Below are 26,114 nucleotides of genomic sequence, written 5' to 3'. Positions count from 1 at the left end.
ATTCGTGAATAAAAAAACGGCACCCATGGGGTGCCGCCAATCAGCTTGCTAGTTAAGAACACATTTCAGTTCAGAAATCCAACTGGTAGCCCAAGGTGAAGGTGCGCCCACGGCCGGTGAAGTAATACTCGTCGCTGACACGTGCCGACTGGGAGTAATAGGTGAGGTAGTCTTCGTCGGTAACATTTTCAACGCCGACGGACATACGTCCCGCAGGCAGTCGATACGTCAGTGAGGCATCCACCAACCCATAGCCGTCAAAATCAAGTTTCGGGTCATCGACGCTTCGATCGAAGTAATAACGGCTCTGCAAGCGGGTCGACACCTTATCGTTCCAGGTAGCGCTCCAGCCCAGCTTGAGCGTATCCGGTGCGATATTGATACCGGTCAGTTCGGTCTCCACACGGCCATCACCGTCCTGATCCGACTCACCTTCGGCGTGGGTGTAGGAAAGCGACAGGTCATGATTGTCCGTTACCTGCATATCGCCAGTAATCTCGACACCCTGGATCTCGGTCTTCTCGCGGTTGCCTACCCAGGTGCCGTTTTCCTCCGTAAGACGCTGGCCAAAGTCCGCGTTCGACTGGTAGTAACTGACCTCCAAACCGTAGCGATCCCAGTCGAATCGTGCGCCCACCTCGCGGTTATCGGTCACGATAGGCTGAAGCTGGATCAGATCATCGACGTTCTGCCCCGGCGTGCTGATGCCGCGAAGCACCCTGCCCACATCGGGCATACCAAACCCTTCGGAGTAGTTGGCGTAAAGCTGCGCCCAGTCGGTGGCCTGATAAACCAGGCCGGCGTTAAACAGCGTTTCGTCAAAGCTGGGCTTACCGCCCTCAACGGTCACGTTATCCTGGGTGACATTGTCGCGGTCGATACTTTGATAGGTATCCACCTCAAGATCGGCATGCTCGTGGCGAACCCCCGCGTGCAGGGTGAGCGGCTTGGCCAGCTCAAACTCGCCCTGGAGGAAAGGCGCAATATTATCGAATTGACTTTCCGGCACGTAGGTACGCCCGGTTTCCACCAGCATCTGACGCGTCTCATCGCGAAGAATATCCAACCCCGCGGTCAGTCCAAGCCGATCCCCCAGCAAGCCATCGCGGTTGACGGTGAACTTGGCACCTACCTTGTCGGATTCATTGCGCGTTTGGTCATACTGGGTATCACCGGCGCTATCCAGGTAAGGGAAGTAAGGGGTGGTGGCAAAGCGGGCGCGGAAGCGCTGATGATAAATCTGTGCATCGACCTCGTTGCCAAACCAGTCCGCGTGGGCGTAGGAAAGCCGCGCCGTGGTGACCTCATTGAAGCCAGGCTCACCATCACGCGTGCCCTTGCGCGCCGTGGTGGGAATGCCCGCATCGCGATCACCCGGTACCGGCACGTAATCGTTGCTTTCTTCCAGATCAAAATGGTTGAGCGACAGCTCAAGGTTCTGGTTGTCGTCTATCCAGTACCCCAGTTTGCCGAATAGATCGTAGCTTTCAGAGTTCTGCAGCTCACCGGGATAGGCGATACCGACAACATCGTCGTTGCCATCGTAAAAGACACCACGCTCCTGGCGGGTGGCAGCAGCGACGAAATCCCAGTCACCCTGTTGGCCGCTTATGCGGTAGTCCAGCTTATGACCAAAGCCGTCAGACTCGAAGTCGTCATCAGTGGTGAGGCTAACGCCCGCATGCTGATTTATTCCTCCACCTTCGGCGCGCCGGGTGACAAAGTTAATCAGCCCGCCAGTGGCACCCAGGCCGTGTTCCGCGCTGGCACCGTGAATCACCTCAATGCGCTCGACCATCGACAAGTCAATGGTGTAACTATCACGCGAGCTGTCGCGCAACGGGTTGGACTGCGGCACACCGTCGACCAGAAAAGCCGCATCCCGGCCACGAAATGTCTCACCCGCATTTGATAGTTTCTGGCGGCTGGGGGAGTAAGACGGAATCAGGTTGCTAAGCACCTGGCCAGGGTCACTGCTGATGGCCATCTGCTGCTCAATCTGTTCCCGGCTAATCACCGTGACTTTTTGCGGCGTTTGGCCCGCCTCGCTCTTGCTCCGGGTTGCGGTGACAACCATGGTTTGGCTTTCACCGGTAGCACTGCTCGTTTCGCCGTTGGAGGAATCCTGCTGCGCGTAAACATTGCTGGCAGCCAGTAAACCGATCAACGAAACGGTAGGCCAAAGCACGTGATGCTTGTTGACGTACATCTTCTTTTTATCCCCTTTTTGCCTTGAAGAACCCTTGCTAATACAACTCATAATTAAATGAGAATAGTTATATTATGCATATAAGAAAGCATGAGGTCTACCAAACAGCCATAAGCAGTTAGGCTGCTTGCAACGGTGTTAGCCAGCGCTTTTGACTATCAACCCGGTCAAGAGGGCAGCCAAAAAGGAGTAATCGCTAACTTACAATGTTGAAAATGAGAATGTTTTGCCTTACGGTGCAGGCTGTTTTGATAACCCGTGAATGCCCATGCCAATCGCATCAGCCCCGCATGCTCGATTAACAGGCGAAACCCTTTACGCTGGCTATGACACCAAACGCGTACTCAATGGCGTGGACATCGCCGTGGCAGAAGGAAAACTGACCGCCCTGCTAGGACCCAACGGAAGCGGTAAATCAACCCTGCTGAAGACACTCGCCCGAACGCTGACACCCAGTGCCGGGCAAGTTTATCTGGATGGAAAAGACATTCATCGCCGCAAGACCCGCGACGTAGCAAGGCAACTGGGCATCCTTCCTCAAGGCCCCATTGCCCCGGAAGGGCTGAGCGTGAGGCAACTGGTTGCCATGGGGCGTTTTCCGCATCAAGGCCTATGGCAAAAAGACGCCCAGCAGGATGCCCGCGCGGTTAACGAAGCCATGGCGTATACCCACGTAACGGAATTTGCCGAGCGTAACGTTGATGCGCTTTCCGGCGGCCAACGCCAGCGTTGCTGGATCGCCATGGTACTGGCGCAACAGACCGACCTCTTGCTACTTGATGAGCCCACCACCTTTCTTGACCTGAAAGTACAGGTTGACCTGTTGGAGCTACTGTCACGTCTGGCCCATGAAAAAGGCCGCACCCTGCTACTGGTCCTCCACGACCTGAACCTGGCAGCGGCCTACGCCGACCACCTGGTGATGATGCGAGACGGCCAGATCGTCACCAGCGGCGCGCCTGACGAGGTCTTTACCGCCGCTAACCTCAAGCGTGTTTTTGATCTGGACGCCCAGGTGATCCAGGACCCGGAAACTGGGCGCCCGGTTTGCGTACCGCGTAAACGGCACCACTCCCCCCACCGAGCCTTGCCTCTTTGCTCAAGAACATAGCGTGCCATGAATCATTTATTTGTGCAGACTTAAGCTAACAGCAGAAAGACCCGTTATTTGGAGGTACTTAAATGTTGGCAGTGGAATTTCTAGGCCAAAGCTTTCAAGCGTTATCAAAACACGAGCGATTTATCCTTACTACCAAAAAAGCCCTACATCAGCGGGGTACAAGCAACGATAAGTATACTTGCCATTTATTTGAAAACTTCCAATCAAACATTAGATTCCCGAAGTGATTCAGGGAACTCTATATAAAGTGGAATCTCTCTGTGTGGTTCGAAAGAGTCATAGGAGTGTGACACATGCTCTGGTAAAGCTGGATGCCTGGTAAAGAAAATCAGCATATCTCGGGTGGCGCGGAACTCTTTCTTGGCAGCGCGTACAGGGGAGAGGCTGTGCTTCCTTTCGTGATCCACGATGAGCATGGTATCGAGGAATCGTTTATGCTGTGCTTGCCCTAGTCGCAGATCCTGGTCAAACGCATCCCATCGAGTGCCGTTTGCCTCCCTGTTGTCATGAATGAATGTGATGGCGCTATCATCTGTCGTGTTCTCTATCCCAAGCAAAGTCGTCATAGTATGGTCGACTCCATCAGCATGCACTCCTTCCAGCGCGGGCTCCCCTACCAAATCCGGCGTAGTGATGGTTCTAAGATTGAAAACCGTAGACACACATTTTTGGGAATCGTAGTCAAGCCCGAACCGATGCCTAACATTGATGCCCCATACGATAAACGCCTTGAAAATCAATAGGGCTTGAAATGCTCGGTTCAACTGGAGATCGTCTCCTATCCCCCTGAACTCTCTGACTTTGCCAGAGTCATGGCGTACAAAATCCTCTTGGGCTGACAGAACGAAAGGCTGGAACTCGATCCTGTTGATTGTGGAGTTAAGAAAGTTGAACTCAAAACGCCCATTTTTCGATTCTCTGAAGGGAAGCGTCGGATCAGAGCCTAAGTTGCTGCTGACACCCTTCAGTCAGTCAAAATCCGCATCTGTTGCCCCCATCTCTCGTAGAATCTTTTCCATCAACTCGCCAGTGATGAATATAAACTTTTCGTTAATATATTTTTCTTTGATTTCAAACAATGCATCATGGATATTGAATTTTGGCATATAAAACCTCTCCATTTTTAAATCATTATTTCCTACAAAGCCCCACGCCCAAGAGTGCAAACGCGAAGCCGAGCATTTGAAGTGGCATGAGCTTGTCGCCAAACAACAACCAAGCCTCTAGTGCAGCCAGAGGTGGAGCGAGTAACATCAACGATGTCGCTTTCGTCGCGCTTCCGCTGCGAACCAGAAAGATCAGAAGATAAGTTCCTAACCCCGACAAAATGAGAACTGCCCACGAGAGCGCAAATAAGAGCTCCCCATTAAACGACAGCTGGGACTCGCCCAGCACGAATGCCAACGTAATGGCAGTAATAGTGGCAGACGCATTCTGAATGGCCAGAGATGGCAACAATTCGGATTTCGCAATAGACATTTTCTGCAGGATGGTTCCCCACGTTATGGATAACACAGAGGTCAATGCGATGAGCGGAACTACGATGGTGTAGCTCTGCTTTGCTTGCAGGGCGATAGTAGGGAAAAGCACCATCGCAACACCGAACAGACCGACAAAAATGCCCGTTGCTTGGGCAGGCCTGACGCTCTCTCGCATGAATGTCAGGCCTATCACCATAGTGAATACAGGGTGCAAAGCCCCTAGCAATGCCATAAGTGCAGCAGGAAACCCTTGTGATATAGCCCAATAGCTTCCACCGAGATAAATGCCATTGATGAACAGCCCCGCCAGGGCATGTCTGTGCCATTCGATGACAGGGGGGAAATTCTTTTTGAGTGCTATCGCGATAGCCGCGAAAAGCAGAGATGAAAGAAAAAACCTGATTGCCAGAAAAATGTTTGGCGATGCAGAACCTACAATCAACCTTCCAACAATGAACCCTGTGGACCAAAGCAGCACAAAGAGGCAGGAAATCAATAGAGTGGCGTTGTCGGCGCTCTTTTGTGTCATATGCATTCCCAGAGCATCAACGTGCGCGCTCAGTCATAAAGTACAAGACAGAGACGAGAACAAAGGCTATTCCGCCAACAGAGGCACCGCGCCATCCATAGTGAGCAAACAGCCATCCTCCGAACGCAGACCCTATAGCGCCTCCGCAGAAGAAAGTTGTCATGTATAAGCCATTTAGACGTCCACGGATTTCCGGTGCCAGCGCGAAGATCACTCGCTGTCCGAGAACTAGGTTGGCCGATACCGCAAAGTCGAGCGCAATACCTGCAATTACAAACATCGCTAAAGATAGACGCGATCCGATATCACCGATGTAGGTGATAGCGAAAGCGCCTATAGCCAGCAACATTGCTGCCGCGGTCGCCGACCTGATCCATCCCCGATCGGCGATCCGCCCTGCGATAGGCGCTGCAATTGCTCCAGCAACACCGGCTAGGGCAAACAAAGCGATGCCTTTCTGGCTTAATCCAAACCGGGGGCCGGCCAGCAGAAGTGGTGTTGTTGTCCAGAATAGACTAAAGGCGCCAAACATGCTGGCGTGGTAAAGCGCCCTTCGGCGTAGCGCCGGAGTGGTTTTTACCAAATGCACCATTGAGGCCAGCATCTGGTGATATTTCAGCCGAGCTACCACCGGTCTCGGCGGCAATGTGAAACGTAAAATAGCGGACAGCAGCACCATGCCAATGAACGAGAGGTAGAACACAGCTCGCCAGCTCGCGAAATATGTAATCATGCTGGCGACTGGCCGCGCGAGCATGATCCCGAGCATCAAACCGCTCATGACATTGCCGACAACCCGCCCACGTATAGCATCTGGAGCCAGATGAGCGGCATAAGGCACAAGGATCTGAACGGTGACAGAACCCAGGCCAACCAAAAAGGACGCCGCTAGAAATGGCTCCACTGAGCCTGCAAATCCCGAGATCAAGAGACCAAAGGCACCGACCGCCAGAATGGAGACAGCCAACCGGCGGTTCTCGAACAGGTCACCAAGCGGAACGACCAGTAGCAGCCCCAGCCCGTAACCAAGCTGCGTCATTGTAACGATCAGACCAGATGCCTGCTCTGATAGATTCAACTGGGTGCTTATTGGGCCAACCAGGGGCTGAGCATAGTAAATGTTGGCCGCAATCAGGCCACACGCAAATGCGAGCAGCACTGTCAGCCATCGGGATATGGTTGGATTCTGTGAGCTGGCCGCTGTGCCAGTTGTAGATGAACTCGCCATTTTGGATTAAACCGTTTCCTATATGTGCAAATTAAAGCCGCACGTATGCGGCGGTGTTTCGGACAGTTCTTGAGAAGCTAGTCAATCAAGCAGTTTCATCGCGTTCTCCACAACGGCCATCATGTCCTCTCGGTTTTGTCCAACCTTGCCAATGACACGCATTCCCTGAAGCAGGGCCAGCATCAGTTTCGCCGTTGTACCAGGATCGACGTCTTTGGAAATCGAACCATCTTGCTGGCCCTGCTCGATAATGCCCTTGAGACGCCGTTCGTTCGCACTCATAGCAAAAGAAACTTTGGCGGCAACTGCCTCGTCCGTACTCGACAGCTCGACGGCTCCCACAACGACTAGACAGCCGAACATTCCCTCAGTCGCATGCGACGACTCTGCGTAGAAGATCAGCAGTCGGTGCAGTTTCTCGCGTCCCGATTCAGCGCTTGCTGTCATTTCAACAAGCTGTTGGCCGCGCAGGGCCATATATCTGTCCAAGGCCGCAGTAAACAGGCCATGCTTACTGTGAAAGGCCTTGTAAATGCTTCCAGCCGACAACTTAAGCGCCTGCGAGAGATCTGAGATGGATACGCCGTTGTAACCGTGCTCCCGAAAGTACAGGATGGCGCGATCCAAGGCTGTATCGATATCGAACTCCCGCGGGCGCCCCCTCTCCCTGGAAACGTTATGTGGCGTCTTATTGGATGTAGTCATTTTTTCACATTAGGATATGGATCAATCCAAATCAAGCAACCCCGTTCTTGCGCCACATGAGCCTGCATCAAGCGCGACTGGGAATACTCATCAGTCCCTTTCTCAGCGTATCGTAAGCTGCTGCTTATATGTTAGACCAAGCTCCCTGTCCAATCTGTATGCAGGCATCCAAATTTTGGATTAAAACATTTCCAAATTCAAGGAAAAATTTATTCCAGGTGTCTCAACTTCGGGAAGGCGTCCTCCTACGGTGACATGGGTCTTCATGGCCGATACGGCCTGCTTGGATTAGCGCTACGCGCGGGGGGTAGACGTAACTCGACTCGGAGAAGATCAGGTCGAATAACTGGATAAGCACTAGTGACAGCGCCTGCTGGATCAGCCGGTCAGTGACTGGGGATAGCGATCTTCGGATGGCCACCCGTCGGCCCCATCCTTGGGCTTGGGGATCTCAACGATCAGGATCGGGCTGAGATGATACTTACCGGTCCGTTTCCGCTCGCGCACCATAAAAAAACCCAGCGGTTAAGCCGGGTTTCTAGTAGCACGTATGAGATTACCAATTGTACTTCAAGCTGCCCACGACGCTGCGCGAGGCCCCGTAGTAACAGTAGAAATCACAACCGCTAACGTACTTTTCATCGGTGAGGTTGTTGACGTTCAGTTGCGCTGTCCAGCTATCGTTAATGTCGTAGCTGGCCATGGCATCGACCAAAGTAGCCGACGGCACGTCGCGATCAATGCCACTTCCGGGGCTAGGCGAGGTCTCCCCCATATAGCGCACGCCGCTGCCAACCGACAATCCGGATAGATCACCGTCAAAGTCGTAATCCAGCCACGCTGACGCCATGTGATAAGGCGCAAACGGCGCACGCTCATCCTGCTGCGACTCGCTCGCATCGTAGCGTGCATCAGTATAAGTGTACGACGCTGTCAGCTTCAGGGTATCCGTCAGATAACCAACGCCTTCAACTTCCACGCCCTGCGAACGACGCTCGCCTACTTGTTCCTGGGCTCCACTACCGGTGGAGATCAGTGTCTTGTCTTCTTCCAAATCAAACGCCGCAACAGTCAAGTAACCATCAAAGTTTAGAGGGGTAAATTTTATCCCCGCCTCCATTTGACGCCCTTCCTGTGGCTCATAAGCCCCGTTTGGCCCAACGCCTGCTACAGGCGTGAACGATTCGCTGTAGCTCAGATAAGGTGAAACGCCATTGTCACCCAAGTACATTGCTCCAGCAGTAAGCGAGAGTTGTCCTTCATCATACCCTTCGCTCGAACGACCGCTGCTATTACTGGCATCATCACTGCCATCAATGCTGTCGTAACGCGCGCCCGCCAGGAATATCCATTTATCCGCCACGCGTAGCTGATCCTGAACATACACACCGAACTGCTGACTCTTCAGATCGTGGTCAGTAGCCTCCGTTTGAGCAGGTGCAGAAAACGAACTGTAATCTGGCTCAAAGATATCAACGGTGTCTATGCCGAAAAGATCTTTATCAGCATAGTTCAGGTTTAGCTCCTGATAACCAGCGCCTAGCAATAGTGTATTTTCGGTGCTGTCTGTATAGGTACGCGCAATGAAACGATTATCGATGTTAAAGGCGTCATAATCACCATCACGATCGATCACGCCACGCGAGGCCGTGCGTGTACTGGCTGGAAAGGGATAAACAGTACGCAACTCCAGATCCAGGTGACTATAGCGGGCGTTCTGCTGGAACTCCCACGTATCGTTGATCTGGTGTTCCAGCTCATAACCCAACGAGGTCTGCTGCTGATCCAGTCTGTCGTAATCCGGCTGGCCCAGGTTGGTATCGCGGTCAATTTTTCCAAAGGCCGTATCGTTTAAAGTGCCATAGGCTGGGAAAAAGCCCGTCGTCGGAACGCCTTCGTCTTTCTGAACACTGGCAAGGAACGTCACAGTTGTATCTTCAGAGAAATCTACCGCCAAACTAGGTGCGAAGTAGTAACGCTCTTTCTCGCTACCCTCCAGCTCGCCTTCGCCATCGCGGTAAAGCCCGACCATGCGGTAGCGCATGTCATCACGCTCGCCTACGGGGCCGGAGACATCAATCCCCACCTGTCGGTGATCCTGATTGCCCGCTTCAATTTCAAGCGTGCCCCGTGCTTCATCAGTAGGACGTTTGCTGATGGCATTGATAACGCCACCGGGAGGCGCCTCGCCGTAAAGAATTGAGGCTGGACCTTTAAGTAGGTCAACGCGCTCGACCCCGAAGGGTTCTGTCATCCACCAAAAATAACCGCCGGTGCGAAACAGACGAAGGCCATCCTGGTAGGTTGAGTTTTCAGCGCTAAAACCCCGCAGGAAGAACCAATCAGTGTTGTTGTCGTCGCCGTAAGGTTGTGACACCACGCCGGAGCGGTACTGAAAGGTTTCGTCGTATTTGTTAACCGCGCGGGTTTCCAGTTCTTCGGCACCAACCGTCGACATCGCTCGCGGCGTCTCGACTTCGGGCGTATCCACCTTCAGTGCCGTGGCGGTAACCACCGTGGTGCCAGTATCCACTGACTCTTCCTGAGCCAGGGCAGCAAGCGGCGCAAAACTCAGCACGCTGCCGAGCGATAGGGTAAGAGAACGTCGCATAGCAACAGCAAGCGGACGTCGCGTGAAAGGGGTAGTGTTCTGGAACATGAAGAGGGCCTTGGGATGTGGAGGAAGCGTATAATTATAGTAAAGCGAATGATACGAATTTTTATTACGCTTCACAATGTCGATCAGCCCACACCGCTGTTCATGTTTTCAACGTTTCATTGAATCGTGTTTAGAACGGAAAAGTTTAAGTTTTAACGGCAGCGGCTAGCTACGCCGAGGCGACAAGGGGCATAACCTTGGATTAGCCTGCTCAGGGTCGAGCAACAAGCGGAAGTGGGTAGCCGATAACGGCCTGCTGAGCCAGAACCCCTGGGCACCATTGCACCCCTGCAAGGCGAGGTAGTTGCGCTGCGCCAGGGTCTCGACACCCTTGGCGTTGACGCGCAGAGATAGATCCTTCAGAAACCCGATCAGCGCCTTGGTGAAAACGTTACTTTGCGGGTTGTAGCACATGCCGCTGGCAAAACAGGGCGCGAGGTTGACGGTGTCGATGGGAAAATGCTGCAGCTGATTCAAGCTGGCCCGCCCGTTTCCGAAGTCATCGATAGCGATGCGTATTCCCATACGGCTCAGCTCGCGCAGCGTCGAAATTGAGGCGTCAGTGTGAAGCTGTATCAGGTCTTCCTCACTTATCTCCAGCTCCAGAAAATGAGCCTCCAGCCCCGTTCTGGCCAATATCTCCGCCACCCTTGCAGGCAGTGATGTGTCGCGCAGCTGCATCGCCGACATGTTCACCGCGATGGGCACGATATCGCCCCCTTCACGCCGCCACGCCTGCAACCGGCGGCAAGCCTCTCCCAGCACCCAGTAACCGATGGGCACCATTAAACCACGGGCTTCCGCCACGGGCAGAAACGCTGAAGGCTGCATGAGGCCCAGCGTCGGGTTGCGCCACCGTACCAACGCTTCAGCACTCACCATATAGCCGGTGGCAAGATCAATCCGGGGCTGAAAATCGAGAAACAGCGCATCCGCTTCGAGCGCCAGATGCAGTTGAGACTCCAGGTTATTGTTTTGTATCTTCACAGCGTTCATATCGGCATTGAACAACTGGTACTTGTTGCGCCCACTTTTCTTGGCGTGATACATGGCCGTATCGGCATTATTGAGCAGAGTGAACTCATCACTGCCGTGGTCAGGGTAGATACTGACACCGATACTGGCGGTCACGTGCAGTTCATGCTGGTTTATCGCGTGCGCCTCAGCGAGCGTTGCGAGGATTTTCTCCGCAATCCTCACCGCATCCTGGGGCTTGTCGATCTCGCTCAAGAGCACCACGAATTCATCGCCGCCCTGACGGCATATCGTGTCCGTGCTTCGAACACAATGTGTAAGACGCCCCGCCACCGACTGCAACAGACAGTCACCGATTGCGTGCCCAAGTGAGTCATTGATGGCCTTGAACGCATCAAGATCCATAAACAACAGCGCGGCCTGATGCTGGTGGCGTTTTGCCAGGCCGATAGCGCGCGTCAGGCGTTCATTAAAGAGCGCACGATTGGGTAATTCCGTGAGGGCATCATGCTGAGCCTGATAAGCCAGCCTGGACGAATGAGCAGGCGAATGACAGGCATCGTGAAAGACGATGACCGCGCCTTGAAGTAGGCCCGCATGGTCATGGATCGGTGCCGCTGAATCTTCAATCAGCAACTGGCTGCCATCCTTGCGGACCAACACACAATTTATGGCCAGACCGACGGTGCGATTCTCTTCCATGGCCCGCCTCGCCGGGTTAGCGGCAGGCTCCAGGGTCTGACCGTCGATGAGCATCAGTACCTGATCCAGAGGCTTGCCGGAAGCATCTTCGCTTGACCAGCCCGTCAGCGCTTCCGCGACGCGATTCAGATAGGTAACCTGCGATGCCAGATCCGTGGTGATCACCGCATCGCCGATCGAATTCAAGGTTACCTGGGCCCATTCCCTTGCCGCCTGCAAAGCGGTTTCAGCCTCGCGCAAGCGTGCGTCCATGTGCTGCTTCTTTTCCGCGACACGCTCTCCCCCCCGCTTTCGGGCGAGACGACGTTTAACGCGCTGCATCGTCGTGCCTTTTTCCTGCATAACCGAACGCAGTTAAGGCAACAGCGCCTTTCGTGACCGTTTCAAAGATGACATAAACATCCATGAGACACGCTCCTTTTTCCCCATCCCCTTACGCCTCGACCCCAAAACCGGTACGTTGGCTTGGGCAATATCAGCGTTTTATTTCGACCATAAAGCAGTCAAGCGATACGCTTCTGTGCGCTACCGAACAAAACAAACGCTATTTTCAATGTGGCAATCAGGACGGACTAAGAATGGGAGCAAAACCAGGGGGAGGTAACGACTGCCAGGCCGTTGTGATAATGAAACGTTGAGGGGTGGCGCTGCGTTCCCTGCAGCGCAAAGTGTGACATCCTGTCCAGGCAACTCCGTTGCCACACTCATACGAACACTAGACGGTAAGCCCGCCGCCGACTGTGCGTTAGCACACATGCAAGGCGACTATTTTTCGTATTATCCATAAGGCCGATGACTGTACGGATGGCTTTTTTAATCAGGTCGACCACGCCTATGTGCGCTAGCGTACAGAGCTTGCCTTGCGGCGTTCTATACTAGAAACGTCTACCGCCACGCCTTGGAATACCCGATACAAGCGCCTGACAACATAAGTCAACTGTGAGCATTGCGCTCAGACATTGTGCGTCACACAGGGACAAGGATCGATTTTCAATGCTAGAACCGACAGTTTTACAGCAAAACGCGCTGCTTGGCCTGCTACCGGAAGAAGAGCTTGAAAGGCTGTTACCCTCTTTCGAAAAGGTGACGCTGACCCTGGGCCAGTCGCTGAGCGAATCCGGCCAGCAGATGAGCCATGTCTACTTTCCCATTGATGCCATCGTCTCGCTGCTGTGCGTGATGGAGGATGGCGCCTCGACGGAGATTGCCGTGGTGGGAAACGAAGGTGTCGTCGGCGTATCGCTGTTCATGGGCGGCGAAACCACCCCCAGCCGCGCGATCGTCCAGAGTGCAGGCACGGCCTATCGCCTCAAGGGTCAACTGCTCAAGAACGAATTCTACCGCGCCGGCTCCATGCAACGATTGCTGTTGCGCTATACCCAAGCCTTGCTGACGCAAATGGCACAGACAGCGGTATGCAACCGCCACCACAGCGTCGACCAGCAGCTATGTCGCTGGCTGCTGCTCAGCCTCGACCGCCTCCCGGGCGACAAACTGATCATGACCCAGGAATTGATTGCCAACATGTTGGGCGTGCGCCGGGAAGGGGTCACCGAGTCGGCGGGTAAACTGCAAAAAGCTGGCTTGATCTCCTACAACCGTGGGCATATCACCGTGACCGACCGGCCCGGGCTCGAAGCCCGCGTCTGCGAATGCTACGCGGTCGTCAAGCGCGAGTACGACCGCCTGCTCAAGCACCCCGAGGTGGTGTGAATAACCTCCCCGCCACCGCCGTCTTAACCAACGCTATTAGGACGGCGTTATGTACGGTAGCGTGCCGACGCGTGATTTACCGGATGTTAATATTCAGGCGTACCGTCAGATAATCTGATGACGGCGTCTCGATCTGCAGCCGACATCGAAATGATAGGTTCCTCATTGTGCCGTTTGCCAGGTTTTGTAACCGGAGAGGCACATGACGTCTGTTTTGCAAACTCCAGCTTTCAATCAACTGCTTGCGGGGCTCCCGGACGTCGAGCGAAAGGCCTTTATGGCCGACTGCGAGACCGTCAAGCTCACCTTTGGCGACGTGCTGCTGCAGCCCACCGAGGCCATTACCCACGTCTATTTCCCGATCGACAGCTTCATTTCATTGATTGTGGTGCTCGATAGCGACAGCCGACTGGAAGTGGCCATGGCGGGCTGCGAAGGCATGTTAGGAAGCTCCCTGGTGCTGGGCATCCCCGAGGCACCGTTGCTCGCCCTGGTACAAGGCGCGGGCTCGGCGCTCCGCATGAGCGCCGCCAACTTCCAACGCCAGCTATTCGACAGCCCGGTCTTGCATCAGCGGCTGAAGCATTACCTTTACGTCGTCATGAAGCAGCTGGCCCAATCCACCGCCTGCATTCATTTTCATCAGATAGAGGCCCGCCTCGCACGCTGGCTGCTGATGACGCAGGATCGCGCGGGCTCCGATCAACTGAGACTGACCCATGAGTTTCTCGCCATGATGCTCGGCGTTAGACGCGCGGGTATCACCACGGCAGCGATCGCCCTGCAGAAGCGCGGACTGATAGGGTATCACCGCGGCGAAATCAAGGTGCTTGACCGGCCAGGCCTGATCGCCGCCGCCTGCGAGTGCTATACCGGCGACCGAGCGCTGTATGCCACAATGCTGACACCCTGATAAGGGGAGATAGCGGTGGAGGTTTTCTGCATTGTGTATTTAAGACAGGGAGGCTTTTGATATTTAAGTCACTGACTTAGTGGTGGGACCAGGCTGACTTGATCGGACGACCAAGGGAGAATTATTTCGCCTTTAAATCAATAAGATAATTAAACCCTTTCAAAATCCACTGTAACCTAGTAAAGGTTAAAGTATGCGACTCTCAGTAGCTTAGAAGAAGAAGTCTACTTAGGCCGTTATACCACTAGGGCACCAGCAGTTATTTGCGAAGCTTGCCCAATGCCTGCTCCAACAGCTCCAGTGACTGACGATGCTTGACTGGGTGCATCTTCCGAATGTTGGCGAGCTTCCAGCGCACTGCAGGCAGTTGCGCAACGCAAGAATGAGCAAACAGCGCCCAGTCGGGGCTCCCTTGCTTGAAAGACAAAAGAAAGCGAACGTCCTCATCCTTCATCAGCTGACCTAAGCGCGACAACAGTTCAATACGGGTCTCCTCCAGATCCTGCAATGGCAGGTCCACCCTGGCCATCCCGATAAACTCCTGTCTATAGACATCGTCCAACGGTTTCAATCGCGGGTTGACCACCTCGTTCATGGGTCTGGGATGCCCCAGCAGATAGACCAGGAAGCCTTCAAATACACTTCGATCCAGGCCGCACTGGTCCAGAAGCAGCTTCACATCGAAGAGATCTCTGGGGTGCTGGCGATCCAGCGCTGCACAAATCTTGCCGCCATAAAGATCCGGCAGTGACACCACCTGCACCGCAGCAAAGCCGTACTCATCCTCTACGGCTTCTACGACATCGAGCTCCTGAGGCGGGTGCAGGGTGCCGCGCAGTACCGGCGATACCTCCACCTTCACTTGTCTACGCCCTTTGTGCACCAGGATCCTTAGTTCATCTCGTCGGTTATCTTGAAGCTCGGCCCGCACGCCTGGCAGTCGGGTACTGAAGGCCTGTGCCAGACGCTGCAACGCCTCGCGACAGCTTCGCAGTGCCTCGTCGCGGGGTTCCAGCGGTAGGTAAGCTAGGTCGATATCGACCGATCGCGGGGTAATGGCTGCACAAAAAGGTTAATGGCCGTGCCGCCCTTCAGGGCGAAGCAAGGCTCGTCATTGAGAAACGGCAGCAGCGAGACCAGCAGCCTGACCTGTTCGTGGTAGCGAGCTTCAATCGGCATGCAGGAACGCCTCCGGCACCGTCACGTGATATTCCCTGTCCAACCTGCCCCCCTGGCAGAGTTGCCGCTTACCTTTGCCGAGGTCCAGTCGACCCGGTTCCAGTCGACCGTACCAGGTATGCCCGGCGTGGCGGGCCAACACAAGGAAGGCACGTTTGATTCTCACCGAGCGGCACCCCTCCAGCAATACCTGAAGTCGGCGCGGGCGCAGCGTATTGAGCCCGCCGAAGGTGTCCACCAGCTCACTGCTGAACAGCAGCTCATTCGGCGTCACGGCGATCCACTCCAGGACCGCCCGCTCGGGGGTCGATACCTGCAAGCTGAAGGCCCTGCCGGCCGGCGCGTAGCCCGTGAAGCTACCGGGAAGCTGCACTGGCAGACCCTTTTCAGAGTGGAGCACCATCCGCCCTGCCCACTCGGCGTCACTCAACCAACGGGGCAGCCGAGCGGCCTCCTTGCCATACAGGTGCGTTGTGCGCTCCCCCATGGGCAGATAATGAACAAAACCATGCAGCGCCAGGGCCGTCTGGCCACCAGGCCAAATCGTTGGTGAATCCGTGTTGTCACTCGCCTGCAGAGCGAAAACAGCGCTCTCCCAAGTAAGAGGATCTCCCGCTTGGCAGTAGGCGCCGTGCCCCACGCGTTGCAGCCAGCCACTGCTGGCCAGCTTACGCGCCTGATCAGATGTGACGCCGTGCGACGCCAGCCAGGCGGTCGTCACGACAGCGCCATACGGGATCTTGTGCAGCAGCTGGTTTATTTTCACGTTAAAAAGCGGCCTTAAATTCCGTCTTCAGAGTGAAGAATAAACCACATTGGTTTATCTTCAAGCACAAAATCGCCATTCACGGCCGTTTTGGCGGATATTTTAAACCGAAAGCCAAGTCTCCGACCCTGTTTGAGCCCGAATTCAGCAGGAGGTAGCTTGAGGGACGAAGCTAGGCCAAGAAGGCCGCTGCAGGGCCAAAGCGGCCACACATAACGTCAATCCTGATAGTGCGTGTACTTTTTCGCACTTCCCGTCACTTGGTCGGCGGGATATTTCTCCGCATTCTTCTCCATCTTCGCCCAGCATGCCGCTTCGATATCCACGCCAAGCTTGCCCGACAGCCGAATCAGATAGAGCTGAACATCGGCAATTTCGTCACGTACTGCACCTAATTGCTGCTCGTCCAGTTCCTTAGACTGCGCTTCGGTGAGCCACTGGAAGCACTCCTGCAGCTCTGCCGCCTCCACTGTTAGCGCCATTGCCAGGTTCTTGGGCGAGTGGAACTGGTCCCAGTCGCGCTCTGTGGCGAACTGTTCCATGGCATCGTGGAGCTGCTTGAACGGGTCGGACATGTGCGTTTCACCTAATTCTTGGGTATTGGATTGATGTGTGCATGCCTAGAACCAGGCTCGCTACCAAGCATCGATATGGGCGACCATAATGCAGCCTATCCCCTCACAACACAGAAAGAAATTCACCAATAACCTTCAGGTCTTCAAGCTCGTCTTCGAGCACAATGTCTTTATAGCCAAAGGCGTTGGTCTGGGGTTTCAGTACGATACGCTGGTTCACGAATTCACCGTATTCTTCGATTTTTTCGCTCTGATACAGCTTGACCGTAAAACTGCCACCATGGTCCGGGTCTTCGATAGATCTATGCTGTACTACGACAACCTTCCCATGCCGCGTGCCGCCGGGGTTGGCCCGGAAAAGACACCAAGCGCCATTGGGGATACGCCGGTTCATCGACTCACCCATCACTCGACTGACGAACAGATCAGGGCTTGCTCGCATGAAGTCAGGCAGCTCGACCCAGTGCTCAGCTTCTGCGATCTGCATATCGCTGAACTCTCCGGCGGCAATGCTCAAGTCGTAGACGGGCACATGGCGCTCGAACGGAGCGGCCTCGTCACGCGTCACGATGGGAAGATGCAAGCCGTCCAGCATCTCGTCATCCTCAGACACGTTCAGTCGCTCGGTCGCTGCTTGAGCAAAGGCCGCGAAGTACTCACGAGTCTCAGGGTCGGTGGCAAAGACGTAACAACCCTTCTGACCCCGCGTCATTAGCGTGCGATAGGTGTTCTTGACGATCTGGTCAGCCAGTGCGCGTGCATGCTCGGGCTGTTCCTTAAGCATTTTCTTGTATCCATGCACTGAGCGATCCTGCCCTGCCCGTTCCTTCGCATCCGTCACCACACGGCCATCACGAATTACGAAGTCGTCGCCGATGATGACTCCGACGTAGTCGAACTCGAGTCCCTGGCAGGTATGTATACAGCCTACTTGATCGACAGAATCATCGGCGATAGCCCACAGCATACCGTCGTCATCCAGGTTCCACTGGGCGGCAAAGTCATACTCAGGCAAGACAATGTCCATGGCCTGTTTGTCCTTCTTGCTCGCCCAAGGCCAACAATACCCCGCCACCATGCGCGCTTTGTTAGCCTTGTGGTTCTTCTCAAGAATAGCCTGACGCATCTCGCTCGGGTCATCGAACACTTGGAACTCGTAGTCGATGTCATCCAGATCGGTGTTGGCCGTAGTGCGAATCTGAAGCGCATGATCAAGCCAGGCTAGGTAGCCATCCGAACCGTTGCAGCGAAATTGCGACGCCAATTCTAGCTCGTGGACGTCGGCTCCGCACTCCGCTGCTCGCCGCCTAATCTCTTCAACCGTCCCCACATCCTTCAGCGTCACGCGCTGAGCCTCATCAATGAAGAAGATGGAGAACCGTGACGCGGCGATTACCTCCCTGATCTGACTCTCGCCCAAGTTCTGATACATGCCGGACTTTTCGTTCAAGCGATGCGCTTCGTCCACAATCAAGGCATGGAAGATGTCTGGCTCAGCGTTGACGTAGCTACCCGAGCCCTTGAACAGGTTATCGATGTGGGTCTTCTTGCGTGTCCCAGTCAGTTTTTTCTTGAAGACCTCTCGAGGGGCCGAGTTGCGCGACACGTACTGCGTCATCATCTCGCGGTTAGTCAGCTCCACCAGCAGGTTAATAGCCACCACCGACTTGCCGGTGCCCGGCCCACCTTTGACGATCAAGCACTGCTTGTTGCCACTATCTGCCCGGTGGGCTAAATCAAGCGCGGTTTCGTAGACCAGTTTCTGCTCGTCAATCATCAGGAACTCGGCGTTACCATTCATCATCGACGCCAGCGCATCTGCCAGGTTTTTGCTTGGTTTGATCACACCGTGTTCGATGCGATACATGATGCCGTTACTATCACCGTACTTGATGTGCTTGCTGAGGAACTCTGAAAGCCGCATTGCATCGCGAGAAATAAAGACCGGTGCACGGCTGGTGTGGTGTTCGTAGAAGGGGTCATTGATGGCGTCTGCGTGCTTCATGTTGTGCAGGTAGGCGCAAGGCACCAAACGGATCGACTCGGAGCGTACCGTCTCATTATAATCTTCGATCAACGCTCCATAGGACCAAGCCTGATACGACGGATGGTTAGTCTCGCGCACTCCACCACCCAGCTGGGTACGCACGATGGCATCCTTTTTGGTCACCTCGACGGACTGCCACTGTTTCAGTTCCACAATTATCGCAGCATCGTCTCGCTGATGATTCTTGCCGGTTAGGATGAAATCCACACGGCGATTGGTCAGCGGAATATTGTATTCGATAGCCACCCCCGCCGATGCGGGAATGCCCTCATCAAGCAGAACGCTCATCATGAAGCGAAGGGAGTTCTCCCAGGACGTCACCTCACTGCGGGGCGAGTTGCGGCTCAGCTTGCGTGAAACTTCATTTTCTATGATGTCGCTAATGGCGTTTGCACGTACTGCATCGATGAATTGCTGTTTGGTGGAGCTATAAACCAGCATCGGCCAGACATTCCTAATGTGTTCAACAGGAGCATGCACGAAAGCTTTGTGAAATCCATTAACGCACACGAATTTTCAACAAGATAACGCGATGGTAGCGACACTAATAGACAGGAGAGTAAAAAATAAAAGGGGAGAATAGCGCTGGGGATTGACCGCGGCAGCGAAAATAAAAGGCGGCAACAGCCTAATATCTTACTGACAAAAAGAGGGAGAATGGTGGGCCCAGTCCGACTTGAACGGACGACCAAGGGATTATGAGTCCCCTGCTCTAACCAACTGAGCTATGGGCCCGAAAGGCGTGCATATCATAGCGAATGTGGTGGAGCGAGGCCAGCCCCCGTTGGAGCTATCTTGTCATTTAGGCGGCACTTTTTGACGCTTAGCGGGTCTTGAGGGAAGCCCTTTCAATAAAGGCCCTTGATTAGGAGATACGCTTTGAAAGCATTGATGGCGCTTTTTTCGCTGCTGCTGGCGGTGCCAGCGCAGGCGGACTGGCAGTTGGACCCTGACCGCTCGAACGTGCAGGCCTCCATTACCCAACTGAATGGCGATGAACCGCAAACCCATCACCATCAGGTACGCGACCTGCAGGGCGATATTTCCGAGGATGGCACGCTGCGCCTGCCGCTCAAGCTCAGTCAAACGGATATGCTGACGCGGTTTGGCGAGCTGCCCACCTGGGCCGAGATGCTGGCCAATACCACCCTGGTCACGCTGGTGGCGCAGATGCCACCGGAACGCTTGGACGCGCTGGACATTGGCGAGTCGCTGGTTGAAACGCTGACATTCCGGTTGCAAAGCGACATGGTCAACCAGGAAGAAGCCGTCCCGCTGCGCTTCACCCGCGAGGGCTTGAATGAAGTACGCGTCACCCACGCCGAACCCATGGTCTTGGATGGCCGCGCACTGATGGCCAACGCGACGCTGCGCAGCGTGCTCTCGCTGCTGGGCTACCAGGAGATCGACGAGCACGTGCCGGTCACGCTCGATGCGCGGCTAGTTAACCGTTAAGCGCTTATAGTGTCGGCGTCTCCCATCTCGGCCTCGCCGGTTTGCACCCGCCACTGGGCGGCGTAGTGGCCGTTGGCCGCCAGCAGGCTTTGATGGGTGCCGCGTTCGGCCACCCGACCCTTTTCGATCACCACGATTTCATCGGCGTGCACGATGGTGGATAGCCGGTGGGCGATCATGATCACCGTGCGCCCGTGGGCAATGCGTTTCAGCGAGCGCTGAATGGCCGCCTCAGTCTCGTTATCGACGGCGCTGGTGGCCTCGTCCAGCACCAGAATCGGCGGATCCTTGAGCAGCGCCCGGGCCAGCGAAAGCCGCTGACGCTGGCCGCCGGAAAGCCGCACGCCCCGCTCGCCTACCGGCGTGTCCAGCCCCTGGGGAAGCGTTTCGATAAAACTCCACGCCTCGGCGGTTTTGGCCGCATCGATAATCGCCTCTTCATCAGCGTCCGGCTTGCCGTAAGCGATATTGTCGCGAATACTGCCTTCAAACAGGTAAACGTCCTGGCTGACCAGGCCAATCGCCTGGCGCAGTGAGTGCATACTCACGTCCATGACCGGCTGGCCATCAATAAGCACCCGCCCGCTTTCGGGGTCGTAAAAGCGGAGTAACAGCTTCACCAGCGTCGACTTGCCGGAACCGGTGGCGCCGACCAGCGCCAGGGTATGCCCGGCAGGCGCGTGAAGGTCAATGCCGTCAACACCGACTTCGCTTGCCGAGTAATGAAAGCTCACCGATTCGAAGCGCACTTCGCCCTGGACGGGTTGGGCCAGCGGCGTGGCGATGTCGTCTTTCACCGTGATGGGCTCTTCCAGCAGGTCGAGGATGCGCTTGGTGCTGGCCATGGCGCGCTCGAACAGGTCAATCACCTGAGCCAGGCCGGTCAGTGGCCACAGCAGTCGCTGGGTCAAGAACACCAGCACGCCGTAAGCACCCACGTTCAAATCACCGTTGAGCGCCATCATCCCGCCGACGGTAAAGGTGGCCAAAAAGCCCGCCAGAATCGCCATGCGGATGACCGGAATAAACGCCGAACTGACCTGAATCGCCCGGCGGTTGGCATTCACGTAGGCCTCGCTGGCATCGCGCAGGCGCTCGGCCTCCCGCGCTTCACTGGTAAAGCTCTTGATGGTGGCAATACCGCTCAGATTATTGGAGAGACGGCTGGCCAGATCGCCGACCTTTTCACGCACGTCGCTGTACAGCGGTCCTGCCTTGCGCTGGAAATAGAACGCGCCCCAGATAATCAGCGGGATGGGCGTAAACGCCAGCAATGCAATCAACGGCGAGAGCACGAAAAAGACAGCCCCCACAGCGACCACCGTGACGCCCACCTGAATCAGCGCGTTGGCACCGCCGTCGAGAAACCGTTCGAGCTGGTTGACGTCATCGTTCATGGTGGCGACGAGCTGGCCGGAGCTTTTCGACTCAAAAAACGCCATATCCAGCCGCTGGGCGTGCTCGTAGGTATCCTGGCGCATATCCGCCTGCAGCCGTTGGGCCAGGTTGCGCCACAGAATCTGGAACAGGTACTCGAACAGCGACTCACCCGCCCAGATAAAGAACGTCAGCACGGCGAGAATGGTGATCTGCTCTTGGGGCGTCTCAAAGCCTAACCGCGCCACAAAGCTCTGTTCCTGGTTGACCACCACGTCGATCGCCACGCCGATGAGGATCTCGGGGGCGATGTCGAACAGCTTGTTGATGATGGAGCAAACGGTGGCGGCGATAATCCGCCGCCGGTAGCCCTTGGCGTAGCGCAAAAGGCGCATTAGCGCCTGAAAGCTCTGATTCGGCGAACCATTAGCTTGAGATCGAGGCGTGGAAGAAGCCACAAGTATTCCTTACTGAGCGGTTAGGGGTCGAGGTATGCGACCTATCGTAGCATTTTCCAATCATTGTCATGGGGCTGGGGCTTGTAGACAACGCTTGGAAATCGGGCTCAGGAACAGGCGCGGCGCACATTGGCAAGCAAGGGGCTACCGGTATCGGGGTCGATAATCAGCGTGCAGTCCACCTGGTAAAGCGCACGTACCAGTTCTGGTGTAACGACCTCTGCCGGAGCTCCCTGGGCGACAATCTGCCCGTCATTCAGGGCGATGAGATGATCAGCGTAGCGGCAGGCGCTTGCCAGATCGTGAAGTACCATGACCACCGTACGTCCTTGGCTGGCGAGATGGCGTACCAGTTCGAACACCTCGATCTGATGGCCCAGGTCCAGTGCTGAGGTTGGCTCATCGAGAAGCAACAGCGGTGTTTGCTGGGCGATGGTCATGGCGATCCATGCCCGTTGGCGCTGCCCGCCGGAAAGCGCTTCCAGTGGCCGCTCGGCCAATGCTTCAAGCCCCGCGGCGTTCAAGGCGTGTTCCACCACGCGCTGGTCTTCCGCCGACCACTGGCGCAGCCAGCCCTGGTGCGGTTGGCGACCGAAACGAATCAGTTCACTGACCGTAAGCCCTTCCGGCGCGACGGCCTCCTGCGGCAGCAAGGCGAGCTTTCTGGCCAGTTCGCGGCCGGGCAGGCGCTGAATGTCCTCGCCGCTCAACAACACCGTGCCATTGTCGGGTTTATGTAAACGGGCAAGGCCCGACAGCAGCGTGGACTTGCCGCACCCATTGGGGCCCACAATCGCGGTGACCTGGCCGCTGGGCAGGCTGACGCCGAGCGATTCGATGACGCGCCGGGCGCCATAGCTCAGGGCGAGCGACTCGGTGGCAAGCGTGGGGGATAGTTCAGCAGAAGTCATGCGTGGCTCCGTTGCGGGCGCATTAATATCCATAACAGCCAAGGGCCGCCGATCACCGCGGTGACAATGCCGACGGGAATTTCAATCGGGACAAGCAGGGTTCGCCCGGCGAGATCCGCAAGGACCATCACCAACGCCCCCGCAAGCGTCGATGCCAGTAGGGGCACCTGGCGTGAGCTGGAGAGCGAACGGGCGATTTCCGGGCCAATCAACCCGACCATGCCGACAGGGCCTGCCACCGCCACCGCCAGAGCGGTCAATACGACCGAGAGCATCAGCACCTGGAAGCGGCGGGCTTTGACGTTGATGCCCAGCCCATAGGCGGTGGCATCCTTAAAGCGCATCAGCGATAGCGGACGCGCGACGACGCAAGCGGCGATCACGCCCGCTCCCAACCCAACGGCAAGCAAGCCAACCGCGTCACCGGGGCGGGCATTCAGCGACCCGACGGTCCAGGGGTAAGCGGCGTTGGCGGTATCGATCGCCACCCGCGCCAGCATCAGTTGTGTCACCGCACCAAACACCGCGCCCACGCCAATCCCCGCGACGATAAACCGATAGCCCTGGGTGCCGCCGCCCGCCACCAGACCAAAGGTCAACGCGGCGGCCGTGGCGGCCCCCGCCAGCGCCATGGCAGGTGGCGCCAGCGAGACACCCATGCCCACCACCGAGGCCACAGCAAAAGCGGTCGCACCGTTATCGATACCGATAATCCCCGGCGTGGCGAGCCGGTTGCGCGCCAGGGTTTGCATCAACACACCGGCGAGCGCGAAAGCCGCCCCGGTCAAACAGGCCGCCACCAACCGGGGAAGACGCAGTTCCTGGACGGTAAACACGCTGATCATTTCGCCCCGGCCGAATAGCGCTGGCAGTACGGCGCTAACCGGCAGCGCCATGCTCCCCAGGCTCAAATAAAGCACACCGGCGCACAGCAGGGCGACGCACAACCCCGTGCTGACGACCAGCGCACGTTGCTCAATCAGCACGCTGCAGACGCTCCCCCATGGGGAACGCCATGCAACACGCCAGTAGCCCGACGGCGCGGTCACCGCCTGTGGACGGCGCTGAGGCATAAAGGTCGATGTGGAAAAGTCACTTGTTTTCGAGTTCATGACAAGCCAACGCCAGAGGTTATAAAGACGGTAGCCGCCTGGCGCGGACCACCGCGACCAGCACCGGCGCGCCGCACAGCGCGGTGAGCACACCAATCGGTAGTTCCGACGGCGCCACCGCCACGCGGGCAATCATATCTGCCGCCAGCACCATCAACGGCCCAATCGGCAAGCAAAACCATAGCGTACGGCGAATGTCCGGACCGGCCATCGCCCGGGCGGCAAACGGCACCACCAAGCCGATAAAGGCAATGGGCCCAGCCATTGCCGTGGCGCCCCCTACCAGCAAGGCCACACAGGCCACGACGCACCAACGAATCAGCCCGGGGTGATGGCCCAGCCCTGAGGCCGCCCGCTCGCCCAGCGCCAACGCCGCCAGCGGGCGTGCCATTAACACCACCGCGACGGCGGCGACCAGCATGCTGGGCAGCATTGCGGCGAGGTCGTCCAGGCGTCGCCCGGAGAGGCTGCCGATGACCCAAAAGCGGATTTAATCCGCCGCGCGCTGGTCATACAGCAGCATCAGCGAGGTCAGCGAGCTCAACAGCCCCGAAAACGCCGCCCCCGCCAGCACCAGCCGTACAGGATCACTGCCAACCCCGCGCACCCGCGTCACGCTGAGCACACACAGACAGCCCACCAAAGCCCCCAACTGGGCAACCGAAATACGCAGCGTTGCAGCGCTGGCCCCCATCACCAACGTCAGCGCAACGGCAAACGCCGCCCCGGCGCTGACGCCTAGCAGGCCGGGTTCGGCCAGCGGATTACGCGACACCGCCTGCAACAGCGCCCCCGCGACACCCAGCGCCATGCCCACGACAATGCCAATCAAGGTGCGCGGCGCCCGCAGTTGCCACACCACAAAGCTCGCGTCGCTATCCTGGCTACCGGCCAGCACCGCCAGCGCACGCAGCGGCCCAATTTCACCGGCGCCAATCAGAAGGCTCACGAGACTCACCGCCAAAAGGGCGGTGAGGAGTAACGTCATCTGCGTTCGTTGACGGGCGACGCGAAGCGGCATCACGGCAACAGGGCAGCTTCAATGTCGTCAAGGATCGCCTGGGCCGCCAGTGGGCCGTTGGCGCTCGACCATAGCTGGCCATTCACCGGCACGACCTGGTCGCGCTGTACCACATCGAGCCGCGTAAAGGCGCTGCTTTGCTTGGCAGCTTCCAACGCTTCCCGTCCGTCTTTATTCAGCGTGGCCAAAAACAGCCAGTCGCCATCTACCCGGGAGAGGTTTTCAAGGCTCAGCACATCGCTGTGCACGCCCAGCTCGCCCACCAGCCCGGCGTCTTCCACCGTCAGGCCCACTTGACCAAGCAGCCCGGCGGCGAACAGGTTCTTCGACATGACCATCGGCCCGCCCGGCATCCAGCGCACCACAAAGGCCGTGCCGCCTACACCGGCCGCGTCCAGAGCGCTCGCTAATTCCGCGGCGCGCTGGTCAACGGCGCTAATGGCGTCTTCGATAGCGTCCTGGCGATTCAGGGCGTTGCCGTACAGGCGCGCTTCGGCTTTCCAGTTATCCGGAGCAATCGGCTGAGTGGGCGGCACCACGGTGGGGGCAATGCGCGAAAGCAGCTGATACTGCTCTTCAGTGAGCCGAGCGGGCGCCAGGATCAAATCCGGGCGCTGCTCAAGCACGGCCTCAATGTTGATTTCGCGCACCACCCCCATGATGGCGGGTCGCTCATCACCCAAATGCGCTTCCACATACTCGGCGACGTTATCGCCACCCCGGGTGGTCACCGCGCCCAGTGGGGTTACCCCCGCCGCCAGCGAGGCATCCAGCGCGCCTTCGTACAGGGTCACCACACGCTCGGGGGTGCCGGTGACTTCCACATCGCCAAAAGCGGTATCCAGGGTGCGTGCCTGGGCGGCGCCTCCCCATAAGCCACTCAACAGTAGTCCCACAATGCCGACGCGCAGTACGTTAGCTCGCATACGTTATGCCTCGCTGGTTAGAAAGGCATGGATAATAACGATTATCAAAAGCA

The 26,114-nt window shown here is 56.6% G+C and carries 21 protein-coding genes, 1 tRNA gene and 1 pseudogene; 4 read left to right on the top strand and 19 right to left on the bottom strand.

Features of this window, described 5'->3' with window-relative positions:
* Positions 1-70: 70 nt before the first annotated feature.
* The gene (locus tag R3F64_RS08330; protein ID WP_264823546.1) at positions 71-2,209 is read right to left on the bottom strand and encodes a TonB-dependent receptor; all 2,139 of its coding nucleotides are present in this window, start codon (positions 2,207-2,209) and stop codon (positions 71-73) included.
* A gap of 268 nt (positions 2,210-2,477) precedes the next feature.
* On the opposite strand from R3F64_RS08330, the gene R3F64_RS08325 reads away from it, so the two are divergent.
* A complete protein-coding gene (locus tag R3F64_RS08325) occupies positions 2,478-3,320 on the top strand; it encodes an ABC transporter ATP-binding protein (protein ID WP_332610835.1) in 843 nt (280 codons plus the stop codon).
* Between the two features lie 212 nt (positions 3,321-3,532).
* On the opposite strand, the gene R3F64_RS08320 is transcribed toward R3F64_RS08325, so the two are convergent.
* The 7 genes from R3F64_RS08320 to R3F64_RS08290 all read right to left on the bottom strand — a co-directional run bounded on the left by R3F64_RS08320 (position 3,533) and on the right by R3F64_RS08290 (position 11,929).
* Positions 3,533-4,297: a 2OG-Fe dioxygenase family protein gene (locus R3F64_RS08320; protein WP_332610904.1), complete on the bottom strand. Its 765-nt coding sequence runs from the start codon at positions 4,295-4,297 to the stop codon at positions 3,533-3,535.
* A complete protein-coding gene (locus tag R3F64_RS08315) occupies positions 4,298-4,435 on the bottom strand; it encodes a hypothetical protein (protein ID WP_332610833.1) in 138 nt (45 codons plus the stop codon). It lies immediately after the preceding gene.
* Positions 4,436-4,460: 25 nt separating this feature from the next.
* Positions 4,461-5,339, bottom strand: a complete 879-nt coding sequence (locus R3F64_RS08310) for a DMT family transporter (RefSeq protein WP_176243739.1) — start codon at positions 5,337-5,339, stop codon at positions 4,461-4,463.
* Between the two features lie 16 nt (positions 5,340-5,355).
* Complete coding sequence (locus R3F64_RS08305) at positions 5,356-6,567, bottom strand: MFS transporter (RefSeq protein ID WP_159177190.1); 1,212 nt, start codon at positions 6,565-6,567, stop codon at positions 5,356-5,358.
* Positions 6,568-6,648: 81 nt separating this feature from the next.
* Positions 6,649-7,272, bottom strand: coding sequence for a TetR/AcrR family transcriptional regulator (locus R3F64_RS08300; protein WP_085917273.1), 624 nt, complete (start codon positions 7,270-7,272; stop codon positions 6,649-6,651).
* Positions 7,273-7,828: 556 nt separating this feature from the next.
* On the bottom strand, positions 7,829-10,006 hold the full coding sequence (locus R3F64_RS08295) for a TonB-dependent siderophore receptor (RefSeq protein WP_332610825.1): 2,178 nt from the start codon (positions 10,004-10,006) through the stop codon (positions 7,829-7,831).
* A 90-nt stretch (positions 10,007-10,096) separates the two neighbouring features.
* Entirely contained in the window at positions 10,097-11,929 is a 1,833-nt protein-coding gene (locus tag R3F64_RS08290) for a putative bifunctional diguanylate cyclase/phosphodiesterase (RefSeq protein WP_309780635.1), read from the bottom strand.
* Between the two features lie 672 nt (positions 11,930-12,601).
* Here R3F64_RS08290 and R3F64_RS08285 point away from each other — a divergent pair.
* Together R3F64_RS08285 and R3F64_RS08280 are read left to right on the top strand one after the other, a co-directional pair.
* Positions 12,602-13,321, top strand: coding sequence for a Crp/Fnr family transcriptional regulator (locus R3F64_RS08285; protein ID WP_332610821.1), 720 nt, complete (start codon positions 12,602-12,604; stop codon positions 13,319-13,321).
* Between the two features lie 202 nt (positions 13,322-13,523).
* Positions 13,524-14,234, top strand: a complete 711-nt coding sequence (locus tag R3F64_RS08280; protein ID WP_332610819.1) for a Crp/Fnr family transcriptional regulator — start codon at positions 13,524-13,526, stop codon at positions 14,232-14,234.
* Positions 14,235-14,493: 259 nt separating this feature from the next.
* Here the strand turns inward: R3F64_RS08280 and R3F64_RS08275 are convergent, their stop codons facing one another.
* From R3F64_RS08275 to R3F64_RS08255, 6 genes are all read right to left on the bottom strand, one after another.
* Positions 14,494-15,228, bottom strand: a complete 735-nt coding sequence (locus R3F64_RS08275; RefSeq protein WP_442908822.1) for a nucleotidyl transferase AbiEii/AbiGii toxin family protein — start codon at positions 15,226-15,228, stop codon at positions 14,494-14,496.
* Positions 15,229-15,260: 32 nt separating this feature from the next.
* The gene (locus R3F64_RS19400; RefSeq protein WP_442908820.1) at positions 15,261-15,413 is read right to left on the bottom strand and encodes a nucleotidyl transferase AbiEii/AbiGii toxin family protein; all 153 of its coding nucleotides are present in this window, start codon (positions 15,411-15,413) and stop codon (positions 15,261-15,263) included.
* The gene (locus R3F64_RS08270; protein ID WP_332610817.1) at positions 15,403-16,179 is read right to left on the bottom strand and encodes a type IV toxin-antitoxin system AbiEi family antitoxin domain-containing protein; all 777 of its coding nucleotides are present in this window, start codon (positions 16,177-16,179) and stop codon (positions 15,403-15,405) included. Before R3F64_RS08270 ends, R3F64_RS19400 begins: the two co-directional genes overlap by 11 nt.
* A gap of 218 nt (positions 16,180-16,397) precedes the next feature.
* Positions 16,398-16,754, bottom strand: a complete 357-nt coding sequence (locus R3F64_RS08265) for a nucleotide pyrophosphohydrolase (protein ID WP_332610815.1) — start codon at positions 16,752-16,754, stop codon at positions 16,398-16,400.
* Positions 16,755-16,857: 103 nt separating this feature from the next.
* Positions 16,858-19,242 (bottom strand): DNA/RNA helicase domain-containing protein, encoded by a 2,385-nt coding sequence (locus R3F64_RS08260; protein ID WP_332610813.1) that lies wholly within the window; start codon positions 19,240-19,242, stop codon positions 16,858-16,860.
* Between the two features lie 217 nt (positions 19,243-19,459).
* Positions 19,460-19,536: transfer RNA gene (locus tag R3F64_RS08255), tRNA-Ile, on the bottom strand.
* A gap of 144 nt (positions 19,537-19,680) precedes the next feature.
* Between R3F64_RS08255 and R3F64_RS08250 the strand changes: the two genes are divergently transcribed.
* Positions 19,681-20,256 carry a hypothetical protein gene (locus R3F64_RS08250; protein ID WP_264823559.1) on the top strand — a complete coding sequence of 192 codons (576 nt, stop codon included), beginning with the start codon at positions 19,681-19,683 and terminating at the stop codon, positions 20,254-20,256.
* Here R3F64_RS08250 and R3F64_RS08245 read toward each other — a convergent pair.
* The 5 genes and pseudogenes from R3F64_RS08245 to R3F64_RS08225 all read right to left on the bottom strand — a co-directional run bounded on the left by R3F64_RS08245 (position 20,253) and on the right by R3F64_RS08225 (position 26,061).
* Positions 20,253-22,028 (bottom strand): ABC transporter ATP-binding protein, encoded by a 1,776-nt coding sequence (locus R3F64_RS08245; protein ID WP_332610811.1) that lies wholly within the window; start codon positions 22,026-22,028, stop codon positions 20,253-20,255. The two genes, R3F64_RS08250 and R3F64_RS08245, sit on opposite strands and share 4 nt — an antisense overlap.
* 170 nt (positions 22,029-22,198) lie before the next feature.
* Positions 22,199-23,002, bottom strand: a complete 804-nt coding sequence (locus tag R3F64_RS08240) for an ABC transporter ATP-binding protein (protein ID WP_332610809.1) — start codon at positions 23,000-23,002, stop codon at positions 22,199-22,201.
* Positions 22,999-24,075 (bottom strand): FecCD family ABC transporter permease, encoded by a 1,077-nt coding sequence (locus tag R3F64_RS08235; protein ID WP_332610902.1) that lies wholly within the window; start codon positions 24,073-24,075, stop codon positions 22,999-23,001. The genes R3F64_RS08240 and R3F64_RS08235 overlap by 4 nt, the downstream gene beginning before the upstream one ends.
* A gap of 58 nt (positions 24,076-24,133) precedes the next feature.
* Positions 24,134-25,102 (bottom strand): annotated as a pseudogene (locus tag R3F64_RS08230) (FecCD family ABC transporter permease).
* 32 nt (positions 25,103-25,134) lie between these two features.
* Entirely contained in the window at positions 25,135-26,061 is a 927-nt protein-coding gene (locus R3F64_RS08225; protein WP_332610807.1) for an iron-siderophore ABC transporter substrate-binding protein, read from the bottom strand.
* Between the last annotated feature and the right edge of the window lie 53 nt (positions 26,062-26,114).

Source organism: Halomonas sp. 5021, assembly GCF_036663435.1.
GTDB lineage: Bacteria > Pseudomonadota > Gammaproteobacteria > Pseudomonadales > Halomonadaceae > Vreelandella > Vreelandella janggokensis.
Note: the sequence above shows the minus strand (reverse complement) of the source record. Positions and strands in the feature narration are given on the sequence as shown.

Coding starts and splice junctions, on each gene's coding strand:
- R3F64_RS08245 (WP_332610811.1), bottom strand. CDS start 22,028: ATGCGCCTTTTGCGCTACGCCAAGGGCTACCGGCGGCGGATTATCGCC.
- R3F64_RS19400 (WP_442908820.1), bottom strand. CDS start 15,413: ATGCCGATTGAAGCTCGCTACCACGAACAGGTCAGGCTGCTGGTCTCG.
- R3F64_RS08225 (WP_332610807.1), bottom strand. CDS start 26,061: ATGCGAGCTAACGTACTGCGCGTCGGCATTGTGGGACTACTGTTGAGT.
- R3F64_RS08240 (WP_332610809.1), bottom strand. CDS start 23,002: ATGACTTCTGCTGAACTATCCCCCACGCTTGCCACCGAGTCGCTCGCC.
- R3F64_RS08280 (WP_332610819.1), top strand. CDS start 13,524: ATGACGTCTGTTTTGCAAACTCCAGCTTTCAATCAACTGCTTGCGGGG.
- R3F64_RS08300 (WP_085917273.1), bottom strand. CDS start 7,272: ATGACTACATCCAATAAGACGCCACATAACGTTTCCAGGGAGAGGGGG.
- R3F64_RS08285 (WP_332610821.1), top strand. CDS start 12,602: ATGCTAGAACCGACAGTTTTACAGCAAAACGCGCTGCTTGGCCTGCTA.
- R3F64_RS08325 (WP_332610835.1), top strand. CDS start 2,478: ATGCCAATCGCATCAGCCCCGCATGCTCGATTAACAGGCGAAACCCTT.
- R3F64_RS08290 (WP_309780635.1), bottom strand. CDS start 11,929: ATGCAGCGCGTTAAACGTCGTCTCGCCCGAAAGCGGGGGGGAGAGCGT.
- R3F64_RS08235 (WP_332610902.1), bottom strand. CDS start 24,075: ATGCCTCAGCGCCGTCCACAGGCGGTGACCGCGCCGTCGGGCTACTGG.
- R3F64_RS08330 (WP_264823546.1), bottom strand. CDS start 2,209: ATGTACGTCAACAAGCATCACGTGCTTTGGCCTACCGTTTCGTTGATC.
- R3F64_RS08260 (WP_332610813.1), bottom strand. CDS start 19,242: ATGCTGGTTTATAGCTCCACCAAACAGCAATTCATCGATGCAGTACGT.
- R3F64_RS08305 (WP_159177190.1), bottom strand. CDS start 6,567: ATGGCGAGTTCATCTACAACTGGCACAGCGGCCAGCTCACAGAATCCA.
- R3F64_RS08310 (WP_176243739.1), bottom strand. CDS start 5,339: ATGACACAAAAGAGCGCCGACAACGCCACTCTATTGATTTCCTGCCTC.
- R3F64_RS08315 (WP_332610833.1), bottom strand. CDS start 4,435: ATGCCAAAATTCAATATCCATGATGCATTGTTTGAAATCAAAGAAAAA.
- R3F64_RS08265 (WP_332610815.1), bottom strand. CDS start 16,754: ATGTCCGACCCGTTCAAGCAGCTCCACGATGCCATGGAACAGTTCGCC.